The sequence below is a fragment of the Brevibacillus nigriterrae genome (assembly GCF_049846925.1).
Classification (GTDB): Bacteria; Bacillota; Bacilli; order Brevibacillales; family Brevibacillaceae; genus Brevibacillus_H.
In genome coordinates this window covers 15,518-30,762 of sequence record NZ_JBNCMT010000048.1, presented here as the reverse complement: position 1 = coordinate 30,762, position 15,245 = coordinate 15,518, and the positions used below count along the sequence as shown (strand labels likewise).

18 protein-coding genes are annotated in these 15,245 nt (G+C 42.2%); all 18 read left to right on the top strand.

The genetic code is table 11. The annotated features are described in order from the left end of the window. Positions 1 to 272 precede the first annotated feature (272 nt). The 18 genes from ACPW7N_RS24550 (at position 273) to ACPW7N_RS24465 (ending at position 15,237) form a co-directional block, all read left to right on the top strand. Positions 273 to 1,010: a CpaB family protein gene (locus tag ACPW7N_RS24550; RefSeq protein ID WP_425654273.1), complete on the top strand. Its 738-nt coding sequence runs from the start codon at positions 273 to 275 to the stop codon at positions 1,008 to 1,010. Between the two features lie 2 nt (positions 1,011 to 1,012). Continuing rightward, on the top strand, positions 1,013 to 2,362 hold the full coding sequence (locus ACPW7N_RS24545; protein WP_425654266.1) for a CpaE/TadZ family protein: 1,350 nt from the start codon (positions 1,013 to 1,015) through the stop codon (positions 2,360 to 2,362). Then, the gene (locus ACPW7N_RS24540; protein WP_425654264.1) at positions 2,359 to 3,858 is read left to right on the top strand and encodes a TadA family conjugal transfer-associated ATPase; all 1,500 of its coding nucleotides are present in this window, start codon (positions 2,359 to 2,361) and stop codon (positions 3,856 to 3,858) included. Before ACPW7N_RS24545 ends, ACPW7N_RS24540 begins: the two co-directional genes overlap by 4 nt. A 24-nt stretch (positions 3,859 to 3,882) precedes the next feature. After that, positions 3,883 to 4,797, top strand: coding sequence for a type II secretion system F family protein (locus ACPW7N_RS24535; RefSeq protein ID WP_425654262.1), 915 nt, complete (start codon positions 3,883 to 3,885; stop codon positions 4,795 to 4,797). Continuing rightward, entirely contained in the window at positions 4,794 to 5,699 is a 906-nt protein-coding gene (locus tag ACPW7N_RS24530; protein ID WP_425654259.1) for a type II secretion system F family protein, read from the top strand. The genes ACPW7N_RS24535 and ACPW7N_RS24530 overlap by 4 nt, the downstream gene beginning before the upstream one ends. A 74-nt stretch (positions 5,700 to 5,773) precedes the next feature. Further along, the gene (locus ACPW7N_RS24525) at positions 5,774 to 5,950 is read left to right on the top strand and encodes a pilus assembly protein (protein WP_425654257.1); all 177 of its coding nucleotides are present in this window, start codon (positions 5,774 to 5,776) and stop codon (positions 5,948 to 5,950) included. Further along, the gene (locus ACPW7N_RS24520) at positions 5,947 to 6,435 is read left to right on the top strand and encodes a prepilin peptidase (protein WP_425654254.1); all 489 of its coding nucleotides are present in this window, start codon (positions 5,947 to 5,949) and stop codon (positions 6,433 to 6,435) included. The genes ACPW7N_RS24525 and ACPW7N_RS24520 overlap by 4 nt, the downstream gene beginning before the upstream one ends. Next, positions 6,432 to 6,854 carry a TadE/TadG family type IV pilus assembly protein gene (locus tag ACPW7N_RS24515; protein ID WP_425654253.1) on the top strand — a complete coding sequence of 141 codons (423 nt, stop codon included), beginning with the start codon at positions 6,432 to 6,434 and terminating at the stop codon, positions 6,852 to 6,854. Before ACPW7N_RS24520 ends, ACPW7N_RS24515 begins: the two co-directional genes overlap by 4 nt. Beyond that, positions 6,841 to 7,347 carry a hypothetical protein gene (locus tag ACPW7N_RS24510; RefSeq protein WP_425654252.1) on the top strand — a complete coding sequence of 169 codons (507 nt, stop codon included), beginning with the start codon at positions 6,841 to 6,843 and terminating at the stop codon, positions 7,345 to 7,347. The genes ACPW7N_RS24515 and ACPW7N_RS24510 overlap by 14 nt, the downstream gene beginning before the upstream one ends. Before the next feature lie 86 nt (positions 7,348 to 7,433). Next, complete coding sequence (locus tag ACPW7N_RS24505; RefSeq protein ID WP_425654251.1) at positions 7,434 to 8,063, top strand: DUF4046 domain-containing protein; 630 nt, start codon at positions 7,434 to 7,436, stop codon at positions 8,061 to 8,063. Positions 8,064 to 8,173: 110 nt separating this feature from the next. After that, positions 8,174 to 8,455: a hypothetical protein gene (locus tag ACPW7N_RS24500; RefSeq protein WP_425654248.1), complete on the top strand. Its 282-nt coding sequence runs from the start codon at positions 8,174 to 8,176 to the stop codon at positions 8,453 to 8,455. 176 nt (positions 8,456 to 8,631) lie between these two features. After that, complete coding sequence (locus ACPW7N_RS24495) at positions 8,632 to 9,381, top strand: hypothetical protein (RefSeq protein ID WP_425654247.1); 750 nt, start codon at positions 8,632 to 8,634, stop codon at positions 9,379 to 9,381. An 8-nt stretch (positions 9,382 to 9,389) separates the two neighbouring features. Beyond that, positions 9,390 to 10,262 carry a hypothetical protein gene (locus ACPW7N_RS24490; RefSeq protein ID WP_425654245.1) on the top strand — a complete coding sequence of 291 codons (873 nt, stop codon included), beginning with the start codon at positions 9,390 to 9,392 and terminating at the stop codon, positions 10,260 to 10,262. Continuing rightward, positions 10,259 to 11,053, top strand: a complete 795-nt coding sequence (locus ACPW7N_RS24485) for an SAF domain-containing protein (RefSeq protein WP_425654243.1) — start codon at positions 10,259 to 10,261, stop codon at positions 11,051 to 11,053. The genes ACPW7N_RS24490 and ACPW7N_RS24485 overlap by 4 nt, the downstream gene beginning before the upstream one ends. Then, entirely contained in the window at positions 11,050 to 12,189 is a 1,140-nt protein-coding gene (locus ACPW7N_RS24480; RefSeq protein ID WP_425654241.1) for a CpaE/TadZ family protein, read from the top strand. The genes ACPW7N_RS24485 and ACPW7N_RS24480 overlap by 4 nt, the downstream gene beginning before the upstream one ends. Further along, positions 12,186 to 13,508 (top strand): ATPase, T2SS/T4P/T4SS family, encoded by a 1,323-nt coding sequence (locus ACPW7N_RS24475; protein WP_425654238.1) that lies wholly within the window; start codon positions 12,186 to 12,188, stop codon positions 13,506 to 13,508. Before ACPW7N_RS24480 ends, ACPW7N_RS24475 begins: the two co-directional genes overlap by 4 nt. After that, complete coding sequence (locus ACPW7N_RS24470; RefSeq protein WP_425654235.1) at positions 13,505 to 14,410, top strand: type II secretion system F family protein; 906 nt, start codon at positions 13,505 to 13,507, stop codon at positions 14,408 to 14,410. Before ACPW7N_RS24475 ends, ACPW7N_RS24470 begins: the two co-directional genes overlap by 4 nt. Next, positions 14,407 to 15,237 carry a hypothetical protein gene (locus ACPW7N_RS24465; protein WP_425654233.1) on the top strand — a complete coding sequence of 277 codons (831 nt, stop codon included), beginning with the start codon at positions 14,407 to 14,409 and terminating at the stop codon, positions 15,235 to 15,237. Before ACPW7N_RS24470 ends, ACPW7N_RS24465 begins: the two co-directional genes overlap by 4 nt. The last annotated feature ends 8 nt before the right edge of the window (positions 15,238 to 15,245 follow it).

The window sequence follows — 15,245 nt, the reverse complement described above, 5'->3', positions numbered from 1 at the left end:
TGTGGAAGTGCGGTAACGCATGGAGCTGACGAATACTAATCGGTCGAGGACTTATCCACGTATATCTCTTAGCGAATTTACCTTTGCGTATCCAGTTTTCAAGGAATAAAAGGAAAACGTATGAATCTAGAAAATAGGTTCATACGTTTTTTGCTATGTTTAAAAGAGTTAACAAGGAGAAGCTGGCTCAAGTGAGCCAGCTTCTTTTTTTGTCCCAACAAACAGAGGTATGGTTGAAAAAATACATTCCGTTTGTAAGGAGGCGTAATTTGGTGAAATTGCCACCCATACATCCGCTGCGATTTGTTGCCATTTGCTTATTAGCGGGAACAATCGGTTTTGGGTCTTACCAAATGTGGAAGCCGAGTACCTTCGTCTATATCAAGTTGAAAGAAGGAATCACTGTAGAGGGTGGAACACAGCTAACCTCCACAATGATTGAGCCAGCTACATTGACAATGGGGGGATTTACTAATTCTCATAATGTCCCCGTTCAAGGATTATTTGAGTGGAGCCAAAGAGACGAAGTAATAGGAGCAGTGGTTTCACGAAGAATAGCAGGAGGTGACCCTCTGCTAATTAATGATGTACGAGAAGAAGACAAAATTCAGCAAGAGGATAAGCAAATGGATTCAGTTACGACGGGAATGAGCATTGCGGTAGATAACATCATCGGCGTAACTCCGCACCTCACAGTAGGGGACAAAGTTCATATTTATGCATCGTTTGAAGACGATCAGGGTGCACACTCAGGTTTATTACTCAGATCAATGCCAGTCATTTCATTGCAAAGGGAACAGGAAGGAGAGAGCATGAAGCTGGTTGGTGTAACCATTTCATTGCGAATTGAACAGGCAGTATACCTAACACATGCGCTTCATTATGGCAAAGTTCGCCTAGGTACAGCTTCTCTTACTGATTCACATCAACCGGGGATTGGCGATCAGGCTTTTGCCAATTCTCTACTGAAAACTAAGAAGCGCTGGGTTTCACTAGAGGAGGAAGAGTGAACGTGAATGATCAAAGAAAAAGTGTCGTTCTCATAGATTCAGATACCCATTCCAACAGGCAGCTTATGTTGAAAATACAGGAAAGCAATACGTTAAAAGTAATTTATGAGATTACCAAACTTCACGAGGTATGGCCTGCGTTGCAATCTTCTTATCCGGATGTGGTCGTGGTAGGAGGTTTGGTAGAAATAGAGATCGGTGCTATCTGCCAGCAAATAAAAGCGCAGTTTCCACATGCCATTTGTATAGCGGCCTGCTCTCAAAAAGATGTGGGGTGGGAGACCTTCTTAAGGAGTATTGGAGTATTCGTCATTACAAAACCAATACAAGTAAACCAGATTGAATTGTTGTCAGCACAATTATTCATCCCGCCGGCACCTCAACCATGCTTGCGTGAGAGTATGCCAATGCAACAGGAAAACAAGTCAAAACAACTCATTACGATATATGGACCTAAAGGAGGTGTAGGTAAGACTTTTATCTCAAGGGAATTGGCCATTTACTTTACACAACAACAAACGGACCAAAGACCTTGTAAGGTATTGGCTGTCGATTTTAACCTCGATTTAGGTACGTTTGCTACCACATTAAATATGCCCCGGAATCCAAATATTTTTACACTTGCACAGCTTATCAACGAACATTTGCAGAGAATCGCACGAATGAACGGACGTCCTATTGATTCGATAAGTCATCATGAATGGCAGGAGTATAGCTTACAGGTTACCCTGCCTCCAGACGAGTTGAGTCAGTTTGTTGTTGTTCATCAAGAGTCCGGGCTGCATATTCTCACTTCCCCTCGGGATATTCGCAACAGTTTTGAAATCAAAGATTACCATTTGTATGTCATTTTAGAGTCACTCAAACAAAGCGACTATGATGTCATATTGATTGATACAGCGCCAGACACAACCGATGCAACAATCCAGGCTCTGTTTTTTGCCGAAAAAGTAATTATGGTTGGCAATCCGGTGGTCGATGCTATCGAAAATATTCATCGCATGCTGAAATTATTGCGGGAAGCTAACTATCCTGAAGAACGGATACAAATCTGTATTAATCGTTTACAGCGAAAGGAAATGTTTACCTTGGAAGAGATACGTGGATACTTTCAGCTTCACCCAAGCAAAATGCTGTTCACGATCCCTGATGATGAAGAAGTAAAACGTTCTATCAATGCAGGAAAACCACTTATGCTTTCGGCGGGAAGATCGCCAGCAAAGGATGCATTGGTTGCTTTGGGGAAAACCCTTCACGCTCATCTAGACGCACCGAAAACTGAAACCAAGAAGAAAGAAGCGTCGATATTCTCAAAATGGTTCCGACCATTGAAAAGGGGCAATGTCCGGTGACTTTTAGCAGGAGATCGTTACTAGGTTTACAAGAGAGCGCTGAGAGAACAAATGGCGGTGAAGTGCTCCAATCGATTCGTTCAAATACAAGAGCCCAGCAAAAATCGACTGATTGGATTGTATCAACGCCGACCTCGACCGATATTCAGGCAGCCTATTTAACTGAAGAGCAAACGACAAATATAAAAATGAAAATTGTTGAGAAACACGGACGGAATCTATGGGAAGAGAAGACGAGTGATACTTATCTGAGCGAGCTGAAGAAAGATATTCGCCTGTTGTTGGAAACACAAACCCCTCTTACCAACTCCCAAGTAGAGGCAGAAGTGATCCGACTGTTGCATGAGTTAACTGGATGGGGGCCTCTAGATCATTTACTTGAAGACGATGACATTACGGAAATCCTCATCCACCGATATGATTTTGCTGTGATCGAACGTAAAAGCACAGGGCGTCTGGAAAGGCTGTCCAACCCATTGTTTCAATCAGAACAGCAACTTTTTCATACGATTGAACAGATTGCTGCAACGATGGGCAGAGAATTCAATGAAATGAAGGCAGAACTAAACACACAGTTGCACGACGGTTCCCGGATCGCCGCAACCCATCGCATCATTACCCCAGATGGACACACGTTAACCATTCGTAAACATCGGACATTGTTAACGGAGGACAATTACGTTCAGTATGGAACCATCTGTGCACCAATGCTTCAGTTTTTGAAATGGGCGATCGAAATGGGACGGGCATCTGGCTTTGTCAGTGGGGGGACAGGTTCGGGGAAAACCCACCTGCTGAATTTATTGTCTCAATTTATCCCTGACCATCTCAGTGTGATTACGATTGAGGATGTGTTGGAATTGAAGCTGAAGCACCCGTTTGTTCGCAGATTTTTGGCTAAACCGATCAATCACGAGGGAAAGGGTGGATTCTCTATTCGGGATTGCGTCAGACTTTCTTTGCGTAAAAGGCCCGATGTAATCATTGTCGGTGAAACACGGGGCGGCGAAATCGTTGATATTTTGTGGGCAATGAATACGGATCACCCTGGGTCGTGGAGCACTGCGCATGCCAATTCTCCTAGGTCTTTGATCGATTCAACGCTACCTATTCTATTTGGTAAAGCAGATGAAACATATAACTCACATGAGCGCAATTTAATGATTGGCTCTGCTTTGGATCTGATTGTGCAAATTAAACGATTTGAAGAAGATGGCAGCCGAAAAGTGGTGGCGATTACTGAGGTCATCGGAACGGGTGAATCACATGAAGAAGTAATAAAGCGTTGCTGTAACGTCAAACAGGTAATCCCCAACCGAGTATACTTGCAGGATATTTTTGTTTACGAGCCAACCGGAGTAATTAACGGAAAGGTAAAGGGGCACTTCAAGTGGACAGGATACAAACCGGAGCGTCTGATCCGCAAGTGGATGGCGAAAGGAATTACAGAGGAACAAATCAACCAAATCTTTTTCACCACTCCCATTACCATGTAGTTGAAGGGAGGGCTAGTGAGATAAATGTCTTTCATTCTTCTCCTATCATTAGGTGTGTTTGTATTTACAGTCATGGCGTTTTACCCAGTGTCTAAAATGAACTGGAATGATCCGCACGATAAAGAGCACGTCGTGGGAAAGCAAATAAAAATCAGACAGCGAACCATTCTCGCAAACCTTGAGCAAAAATATCAACTTTCCTTAATAGGGTTAAAAGGGACCCACTTGCTGGCTCTGGTTGGCGGGACAGGTGGATTAACCGTTTTTTTGAGCCAACAAATTCTGGACTCCTGGATACTTTCATTGCCTACAAGTGTCTTGGGATTTCTGATAAGCCAGCGAATAATCGTCTTTCTACTCAACAGACACAATGAACGTTTTGAAGAGGGGAATATCCGTGCGTTTCGCATAATGGCAGGTTCACTGCGGACGAATCCGTCTTACTCTCATGCTTTTCAATCGGTAGTAGACAGCGCATTTGTTCCCAAAATTGTACGAGAGGAGTACCAACGAGTAGTCAAATTACTGCGTGGCCAGATTTCTCTGGAACGAGCCCTGGAAGAAATGCAAGAAAGGACAAGATCGTCTGACATCGCTTACTTTACGACGATTCTGCTTGTCCAAAAAGAATTAGGCGGAGATATGGCCAAAACACTCGATGCAGCCGCCACAATGGTAGTGAGAAGGCGACAAATGCAGAGGAGACATCGATCGGCCCTGTCCCAACTGCTTGCGCAAGTCAACCTCTTAAGCATTATGCCTTTTATTTTTGTCGGGACACTTTTTCATAATAACCCCCATCACTTTGATCCCCTTACAGCAACTTTACAAGGAAAACTGCTCATTTTGGGAGCGTTCATCTCAATTATTTTTGGCGGCGAACTGATCCGGCATATTGCACTGCAACCATTACGTAAACGGGAAGGAAATAGCAAATGATCCTTAGTATCATGCTTGCCATTAGCTTGTTTGTTTTTCTGCTGCCTTCGAGTTTCTTGCTGATAGGCAGGAATACGGAACAATTATTTTCAAGAATTGAAATCGAGCACCAGCAACAGATTGATGCGGCTTTCTACAGAAAATCCCTTTCATTTCCCATCATAAACAAATTGATAGGCAATCAAGAAAGAACGAAACAATTGATGCAGCTTTTGGGGATGGATCAACAAAAACTTTCACTGAGTCTTGCTCGCCTTCGCTGGAACGTTACGATGGAAGACGTTCTCCTTGCAAAATGCGCAGGAGGTTTATTCATGGTGTTTGCAACGTCTTTTCTTTTCTATGAACTCGTAACTGGCGTGGAGCTGAAATATGGCCATTATAGTTTGATTGCCTTGGCAGTCATCATTTTTCTTGTGCCGACTCACCTTATCGAATCAGCAGACAAAAAAGCACAAGCAGAGATAAAGAGTCAAACCTCTGCCATCTTTAGTATTGTTCTTTCTCTGATCGAAGCCGGGATGCCTATACATACTGCGGTAAAATCAGCCGCTCGAAAATTTCCGGGCAGATTGGGAAAAGAACTTGAGCTTTTGGAGATAGAAGAAAAAAGGTGCGGAAACTGGAGGATTGCCTTAGAAGAGATGGCCTTTCGATGGGACGTGGATGAGTTATATGCGATCGTGTCAGAAATCAATCTGTCACTTACGAAAGGAACAAGTGTAGCAGGAAATCTTTCATTGCAATTGGAAGAGCAGACCAAACAGCAAGAAGATGAAATTGCCGAGCATATCAATCGATTGAGTATCCGATTGATTCCTTTCGTCATTGTTTTTATGGGTGTGCCTTTGCTGTTTCTAGTGATGGGTCCTTCGTTTATGGGCATTACTCAACATATGTAAAAAATTTTGCGAACGACTCTGTCTTTTGAGAAATTCATAGTAGTACCAGTAATTAACTGATAGGGGGATGGAATATGGATTTGATTCAGTCTTACTTTACTCGGTTTTTGCAGGAAGAGGACGCCGTTACTATTGTGGAAATGGTTATTATTGTAGCGGTTATTTTAATTTTAATAATTCCGGCCTTGGGAGAACTGGGTACAGCAGAAGACGAAAAATTGAAAGAGTTAAAAGACTCGATTAGCAAATGATCCAGACTATTATTGTCGGTCACCTGGCAGTAGCGGCCTTTTATGATGTGCGATTTCGAAAAGTTCCCAATGCAGTCGTTTTGAGTCTTGGATTTCTCGGGATTGTGTATCAGGTGATGGTGGGAAAAGGAATGAATGCTGTAATAGGGATTGTTTGTGCATTTCTTGTGACTCTGCTGCCTGCTATGCTTCGTGGTATGGGAATGGGTGATCAAAAGCTGCTTATGGCAGTCGGCTCGTGGATAGGAGGTAGTGAGGTCTATCAATTATTTCTATTATCTCTTTGTTTGAGCATCTTGATTATGTTTCTTTATCCTGGACGTTGGGTTCATCTCGGTCAAAACTTGTATTGCCTATACCTCGGGTGGTTTGCACATAAACAACTTTGGCTGCCATCGGTAAGAAGTTCTGCTCTATCTCAACCGTTTGCAGCAGCGATTTTTGCCTCCTATTGTATTTTCTTGCTGGGAGACCACCTTCTATGAAATGGCTACGTGTATTAAAACAGGAAAAAGGCAGTCAATTACTTGAGTTTATTTTGATTTCACCATTGCTTTGGCTATTATTTCTCTTTGCATTTGACCAGTTCACAATCATGTTTAATAGACAGAAGGCGTTGGAAGCTGCCTATGAAGCAGGGCGAATTGCTGCTGTTATGCCCAATGCTGGTCTGGCAAAGTACCATGGAAAAAAGAGAGGAGAAGAATCTTTAAAAGAAGCGATTGCAGTAGAATCCAGTGAAGTAACGTTTGAGACAAATGGGGGATGGAGCAAGGGAAATCACATGAAGGCAAAAGCGTATATTCGATTTCACCTGCTCGCCTCGGGAGAACCATTTGAGGTTGAGGAATCCTATGCCATGATGATCGAAAATGCGGAGGATAACAGGGATGATCGCGACTAAAGGTAAACTAATTTTGAAACAAGAGTGTGGAGCAACTTTGTTGACCATACTTTTTTTCTTGGTATGTTTATGCGGATTAGTCTCATTGTTGTTGGTAGCTGAACAAGCCAGTATCACTCAAATGAGACTTCAACAGACGGCTGATCTTATTACAAAAGGAGCACGAACTGCTGGCACATGGGAATACGAGACACCGTCGGGACGGATAAAGAAACGATTGATAGCTACAACAAGGGAAGCCCAAAGAAGAAATGCGGACATCATCCGGGGAGCAAGAGAAGAAGCCGAAATCCTGTATAAATTGAATAAGGCTGCTCTTGTAAAGGAGAGCGAGATGGTAAACATCATTCACCAGCAGGGAGAAAAGAAATCTCTTTATTCTTCTGGAATCTATCATGTTTATTTGTCGGTAGAAAAGCAAGTTGAAATGGTCACTGATTCTTTCAAGATACTTTTTCAGCGGGTTTCACAATCTGGTGTGTACGACGGTTGAGTGAATCGGTGCCTTCATTCATTTTTGTCCTAAATGGAGTGGTAGCCTAATGGATGAAAATGGTAGATGAAGGAGTGAATATACAAATGCCAAGTACCATTATTGAACGTTACAAGAGAATCCTGAGGGGGGAACAAAAGAGATTTTCACCGTATGAATTTGACGATATCCAATATCGGAAGAAAAAAGTTCAGTTGGTCATTCGGTTTGCAATGGAGCATGTAAGAAAGTGGTCGCCGGAACAGGCGAGGGAGGAACTAAGTCTTCAAGATGTACAAGAACTCAAGCTGCATCTGGTAAGAGAGTTCGTGGAACAACCCATCGAAGCAAAGCCAGAAGACGTCTACTATCTGGTTGAATATGCGTATCCATATTTGCCAAGACCGGATGAGAAAGAAAAAGTCCTGTGGGTTTATCAGGAGGTGCTCTCTGGTAAAAGGAAACATTTTCCGATGCTATATTTTCAGAGCATCAAGGGGGAAGAGCGGGCGAGGATCTGCTTCGACTACATGAGAAAAGAGCTGTTGGGAATCGATGATATTTACAAGCTACCCAAGATTTTTTCTAAAACAGAACAAGCCTATCAGATACTCCGTACATACAAGCTGAAAATATTAATTGATACGCTTTACTTTTCTCCCTTTGACTTGATTACTGATATTTATCCGGAATTGGCAAAGCCAGTGTACTGGTGCGAAGAAATAATATCTTCGTAAGAAAAAATATTTGCATAGGTAGTTGTCTTTTTTTACGGTAAAGATAGTTTCATCCGCTTATAAGCTAATGAAACGGCCGTAATTTGAAGGTGAGGAAGGAGGAGTTGCGAATGGCAACAATTGAAGCTCACCGAACAAGCACTACTATGCTTGTGCAAGTGCTTTTGGATCGAAGAATTCGATACCACAAGCACAAACCCGGCATAAACCTTTCGTTGGAAAGAATGCCTGAGGACTTTTTTCACGTGGTTTCGATTCATCAGTTCGGCGATCGGATCGTAATCAATGACGGCATCGTTATAATGGAGGTTGCTCCAGCCGTCTTTATGCGGAGAGGAAGAGTTGCTCTTCTTCTGCCCACTGGAGAGGAACTCTACTTCTTTGTAGAGTAAAACTCCTGACCCGTCTGTATGATTGAATACTGACGGGTTCCCAAGCGATGTTACGAAAATTGAGATATAGTTCCGACAAAAATAGTAAATCATTAAAAAACATGTTGACGCGTGCTAGGTTATGCCACAAAATGTAATAAATTGTATAAAAAGGAAATAAAAGGGAGTTGAAGGTGATGTTAGTCAAAGATGCTGGTCAATTGGTTGAACAATGCTTTAATCACGCATCACAATTAATAGGTCAAGAGGAGATGAAAGATCGGTTTATCGAGTATGTTTTTGGACATTACCAGAATCAAGTGGTTGAACAGATTGGGATGGAAGCCTTCTACGTTCACCTTGAAAAAATCAGCTTAAGCAATTGCCGAAAGGATTTCGACATTGCGGTGGAGGCATGGTTTCAAGAAAAAATGGCACAACAAAATGAACAGGAATATCATAATTTCCTTTTTCAACTTGCCAAAGAAGCCTTGACTACCTATCAATCTCAATCTAAAGAGCAGCTAATTGAAGATCTAACCTTGTTACTAACTTCCTCTGATGGCTTTATGACCAGATGGAAGGCTGAAGGAAATCGGACAACCTCCATGTATTTCCGTTTCTTATTTCGCTCTGGAATACGCTCGTATCAAGATATCGAAGCATTTGTCGAAGCTTGGTTGATGGAGTATCCGCTAGCATTTGATTCTTACTATTTGAGAGAACCAAAAAGAGGCAGACCAAATAACCCCGAATTGTTAAAGCTGATTAATCTGATTCACGAGATAAAGCCAAATCTGACAAAAGAAGATAGAGAGAGAATACGAAAAATCTATTACTATCACCGTAAAAACTTAACTCCACAAGCCATGGTTGAAAAATTCCGTAAGTATATGAATTTGAAGAAACTGTTACAAGGTCAACGCAATTTGCTGGCTGATTCGTGAAGTGATGTATGAACAGAGAACTGCAACGATTTGTGACAGTGTTCCGTGAACTGGAACAAAAACAGTATTCATGTACATCTGAAGAACTTCACCAGTTCGAGGCAATAAAACATAAACTAACTTTTCTTCCTTACACCCATTCCACTAACTTCATCTCACAACGTTCTATTGCAATTGCCAGCCTCTATCCTCAAGCAGGGTCTAGTTTTATTGCTAGTAATGTAGCTGTCAGCCAAGCAAACAAACGAGTGAACACCACACTTTGTGAACTTCCTACGATAACTCCTTATTATTACTTTGCCCTAGACTGTGAAAGAAGAGGACTCGAACAATCCAATGAGATAATTATCCCTTTAGTCCGAGGGGATTTGAAAGTAAAACCAGTCATTCCATTCAGTAAACTGGATCCACTATCGCAGAATGATATAACGAGTTGGTACCTTCGCAATCATAAAGAATGCTCCTTACTGATAATTGATATTTCCCACCAGTGGAGAAGTGGAATGTCTTCATGGATTTGTAAATGGGTCGATGAAATCTGGCTTGTAGTAGATACAAATTTTCCACGGATAACGAGTTTTGTTTTAACCGAAGAAGCCTCTCTGATGTGGGAGGAACACCGAGCAAAGATAAGGATAATTGCAAATCGTTGGAGCCCTTTTCTATCCAAAATGGATGCGTGCAAGAAGCTGGAAGGAACGTTGTCTCTTTGGAACGAGAGAAGTGTTTTTCCTAAAATAAAATGGTTCATGCCAATGCTCGACAGCGAAAAAAACAGCATTTCACAGATGAAGGGAAAATTTCTCTTAGAGTGTTATCCGGAAGAGGGAGAGGCGTTTGAAGAATTGGGCAATAGTTTAGCGCTAGGAGGCGATCTATGAGAAAAAAGACGCTGCTATATATTGGTTTTGTTTCACTGCTTCTTTCAATTGGTTGTTTTGTGGCAGCGAAAAACTATCTCGATGAACTTGCACATGATAAATTGTACGGCCCTGTAGTAAAAGTTGCGACAGGTAGAGAGATACTTCCGTACGAACCCATTTCTACTAACGATCTGTTGCTTGTACAGGAACCAACTGACAACATTCAAAAAGGCGCAGCAACCTCTATTGAAAGTCTTTTGGGAAAACGGGTAATCCAAACGATATACGAAGGGGAACAAATCATTCCGATTAAGCTGGAAAGCGGTCATTTGCTCCCAGAAGCAGGAGAGGCACGCTACGAATTTCCTTTAACGTCTATCATGCCAGTAACAGAGCTTCGCAAGGGAGATTTGGTCAAAGTTTGGGTCAGATACAAAGGACAATCAGAGTTGGAAAATATGCAGCCACCAAGTTTCTTCAAGATGGACAACCCCGTCGCCACTCTACTTTTCCAAAGTCAATTGGCAACAGTTAAGGATAGTAGCGGTATTGAAATTTACACATTGAAACCGCAATTAATCCCAACTAACTCTCAGGTAGATAATCCATTTTTTCATGGATCAAGCGTCAGCAAAACTTTGGAATCCGAGCGCCGTTATCGAGATTATCGGGCACAACCATCAGCAGTACCTGCGTACGTTGGGTTTAATCTGACAGATCAGCAGTACCAAATCATAAGCGAGGCAATGAGTTACGGAATGGTCCAAATCGGCCACGTTATGGATAGAGGTAAGGAGGGGACGAATTGAGCATTCTAGTTTGTTACCCGATCAAGTCGCTGGTTCAGGTCTTTTTACCAGAGGGTTGTGAGGCTCTTACAGTAGAGAACTATGAAGAGTTGTCTATGAAAATCTCGGGATCAACACCATGTGCAATCGTCATTTTTACGGAGACAATGGATGTTCCGCCATGGGATTGGCTTACCTGGATATACAATCAAACTTCACAAGACGTAGTGAAGATCATTGTCCCCTTACATCGAGATGAAGAGTTGATTCATCGAATTATTGAGACTTCTTGCATGAGTAATACATTTGTTTTACCTGCGAAATTGTCTAATGATGAAATCCGGTTCCAACTAACGTGTTTGCTTGGATTGGGGAAAGACAGGGAGCCAATGCATGAAACAAAAATGGGAGAAGGAAAGATATACACCCTTGTCAGCTATGGTTCCGCTGGAGTATCCACATTTTGCATCAACTATCCTGTTGTTCTGGCATCGTTAGCGACCGATTCGAAAGTTGCAGTTATTGATTTTAATGTTGAGAAGCCTGATATAACAAACTTTTTTCAGTTAGCGAATAACCACCTAGCATTGTATCGTCCTTATTTACTTAATACAGGAAAAGCAGAAAGCCAGGATTGGAAATCGATTTTCAAAAGATCCGCTCATCTGCCAAACTTGTATCTGGCAACTGCTGCAACAAGATGGAAGGGATACGAGATTTCTTCATTACTTAGTGCTCTCAGAAAACAATTTGATTACATCTTTATCGATTGGGGTTTTTGTTTTCGCGAACAGGAAGTCTTGCATCGTTTGTTGCTTATGTCGGATTCTTCCATGTTCTTTGTCCGTCCTGATCCCTTTAACCTGGAAAGTTCCCGTAAATGGTTAAGTAAGTGGAGGAACACTACTTCTCCTATACAACTGGTAGTAAGTCATTATCACAAGGATGAAATGAGTATAGAGCGCATCCGGTCATTTATGGGTACGCCGGTTTTAGGAGTTGTTCCACGATTGTCATACAGCCGGGTTTTGCACTCACTTCAAAGTAAAAGCATCCTTGTCGAAGAACTATTTCCTCCGAAAACTTATCTAAACAGTTTACGCTCATTTGCCTTAGAGGAGGTGCATCGCAGGAAAAGGGAAGTGTTAATAACATGAATCAATATCAAACAGTAGAAGAGTTGAAACAGGCGGCGAGAGACTACCTGAATAGTTATGGCAAGACTAGGGAAGAGAAGCTGGAGATACAGCAAATTCTTACACAAGCGGAAAATGGAGATCGAGATAGTCAAAGCCATATCGTAGTCAGGCTGCAACATTACTTTGAAGAGATAATACATAGGCCAGTTACGGAAGAAATTTTTCCGTTTGTGAATGGATATGAGGGAATTGCTTTTGCTACCTATGGTTGGGGGATACTGGACGTTCTGCTGCACTTGTCTCCATGGGTGGAAGAAGTCAGAATCACAGCCGGAAAACAGGTGGCCTATCTGGAAAAAGGCGTAAAGAAGTTTTTACCCTATAAGCCGACTTGGAAAGAAGTAGAGATTTTACAGCAAAAACTCACCAATACCGCTGGCTTGACGTTCAATGAAAAGAAACCGAGATTAAGCGGATATCTTGAAAAACTAAAGGCACGACTTACCATGTTTACCTTTCCCTATTCACGTGTTCCAACAATTCTCGTCCGCAGATTCACCACTACTGATTTTTCTCTGGATCATTTGAGGAATCAGCCGTTGCCCACGTTTGATGAAAAAGTCCAGCTATTATTAGAGCAACAGGTCTATGGGCGGGGGAATGTCCTGGTAATCGGTCCAATGGCAGCAGGAAAAACAACACTTATGGTTTGTATGCTGAAACTAAAAGATCCACAACATGATTTCATTACGATTTACGAAAGTGAACATGAAATGCGCTTTGGGGATGTATGGCCTGGAGAAGTAATTGAACTGCAGAATGTTGAAGAAATCGGTATAGATTTAACCAGTTCATTCAAGGATGTATACCGCTCAACGGCTAATACTGTTCTAATTGGGGAGATCAGGGAGCCAATTGAAGCACATCATTTTATTAATGCAGGTATTAGAGGAACTGACTCAACCATAGCTGCACTTCATGAAAGGTTTCCGCAGCAAGCATTAAATGACTTAACAGATATGGTGTATCAATACGGTGGGAGAAGTGTGGAGCTCACTCAGGAGAGGATCAGCAGAGCGGTCAATTTTATTAACTCCTTGAAGTTTCGTAACAATGGTCATCGATTCATAGATGCAGTCAATACTACGAACTGGAATCAGGAGATGAAAAGAGTAGAGACAATACCACTTGTATACAAGAATCTGGTTACACACCAATATGAGTGGACAGGACAACAACTTTCTGGGGAACTTGTTGAGTACATGTGCTACATGGGGCAAGCAAACCTAGCTGTCCTGAAAGAATTGGGGCTAACTGATATCGGGAGGCACATATGAGCAGGTATCTTCTTTTGCCGATGACCGTCTGTCTATTTATTTCTCTTTGGGGCTTTGGCATTCTGGCCGTTCGGAGATGGAATTTGCCACGAGTGTTTTACCCAAAATCAGTGTATGCGCTGAAGAGCAAGCTGCTTGAGGATAAAACTGGCCGGTACATCTATGGGAGATATTCGATCTGGTGCAGTCTGACTGAAAGCAAATTAAGTCCTGAAAGCTATCTTCTTTGCTCATTGATTAGCTCAGTATTTGGCTTTTTCATTGGCCTTATCACTCATAATGCTGTTATTTCTATCTCGTTGTTTGTTTTACTTTTGTTTACTCCAACCTTGGTTTTATATGCCCACTATACACTGAAGCTGAATCGGATGATTCAATCGTTTGCTCAGTTTGTTGACTTGTTCTCCAGGCTTTACAGTAGTCGCAAAAACATCGTATTGGCATTTCGCGAGATGGTCGAGGAGTGTCCTAAAGAGTTACTTTCTGAACTGATACTGCTGAATAATCGTCTGACGGATGGCGGTGATTCTGTAAAAGCAATTGAAGCTTTTGCAGAGAGGCTAAGTCATGATTGGGCTACTGATTTTGCAACCTATATAGCCAGTGGACTGGAAGGAGAGACCGCGGATATTCAGGCATCGTTACAACGGTTAACGAACGAGATGTTTATACAACAGGATGAGAAAGAAGAACGCCAAAGTGAGATTTACAGCATCTGGATAAGCCTCATCATTGTCATTGCCATATGTATACTGCTTATCCCCTACAATCAGACTCTACTAAAAGACTCTTACCGGTTGTACTTTTTTACCCCTGATGGACAGGCTCTCTTGGCAATAAGTGTCACAATATGGTGTTTCTCCATACTGCTCGCATTGATTTGGGGGCGACGACAAGGATGATGCAGACCATCTTGCTGTTTCTGAATGCCGCATTCGTGTTTATTGCAGGAACTTCGCTCCTATTATGGTTCCATTCTACACCTTCGAAACCACTGCCTGTCATAAATCATGTCTGGTCGATGTGGAAGCAGATGATTGATACTCACTCTGACGATAAATGGAACCGAATGCTGCGATCTGCTGGCAAACCATTTGGTTGGGGGAAATCGGAGTGGGTCGCAATTCAGTGGATCCTAGGCGTGATGATGTTTGGTTTTGCGCAAGGTGCTTTTGTCTTGTCGAAAGCTTCAACCTTCGCAATTGTCTGGATGGTTCTTTTTTCGGGAGTAGGGTTTCTGTTGCCTTATCTAGTCATCAAGTGGTGGGCTTCCTACCGAGAAGATGTATTGAGTGTGGACATTGCCAGATTTATCAATCGCTATATTACCTTGCTTGAAAATCATGTCCCTCCCTATGCTGCTATGGTCAAGGCAGCAAGACCCACTAGATTGCTAAAAAACTATGTACCTTCACTATCAGAGTGGAATCGTGACAAAATGGAAGCGCTGAATCAGTTTAAAGATGATTTGGGAGTAGATGATGCAATTATTCTTGTTTCAAACATGAGAACGATTGAACAGCTTTCTTCCGAGGTTATTTCGCATTCGATGGAGCAAATCGAGTGGATGATCGATCGGAGAAGGATGTTTCGACATCGTAAAAAGATTAAATCTCTTGGGCTCGGTTACAGCATAATCGTCTACCCAGCTTTTTATATTGGACTGATCGTTGCCATGTTTCCCTGGTATAAATTGTTGACTGAGATTCTGGATAAGTACCTTGTGTAGAAAGGGGA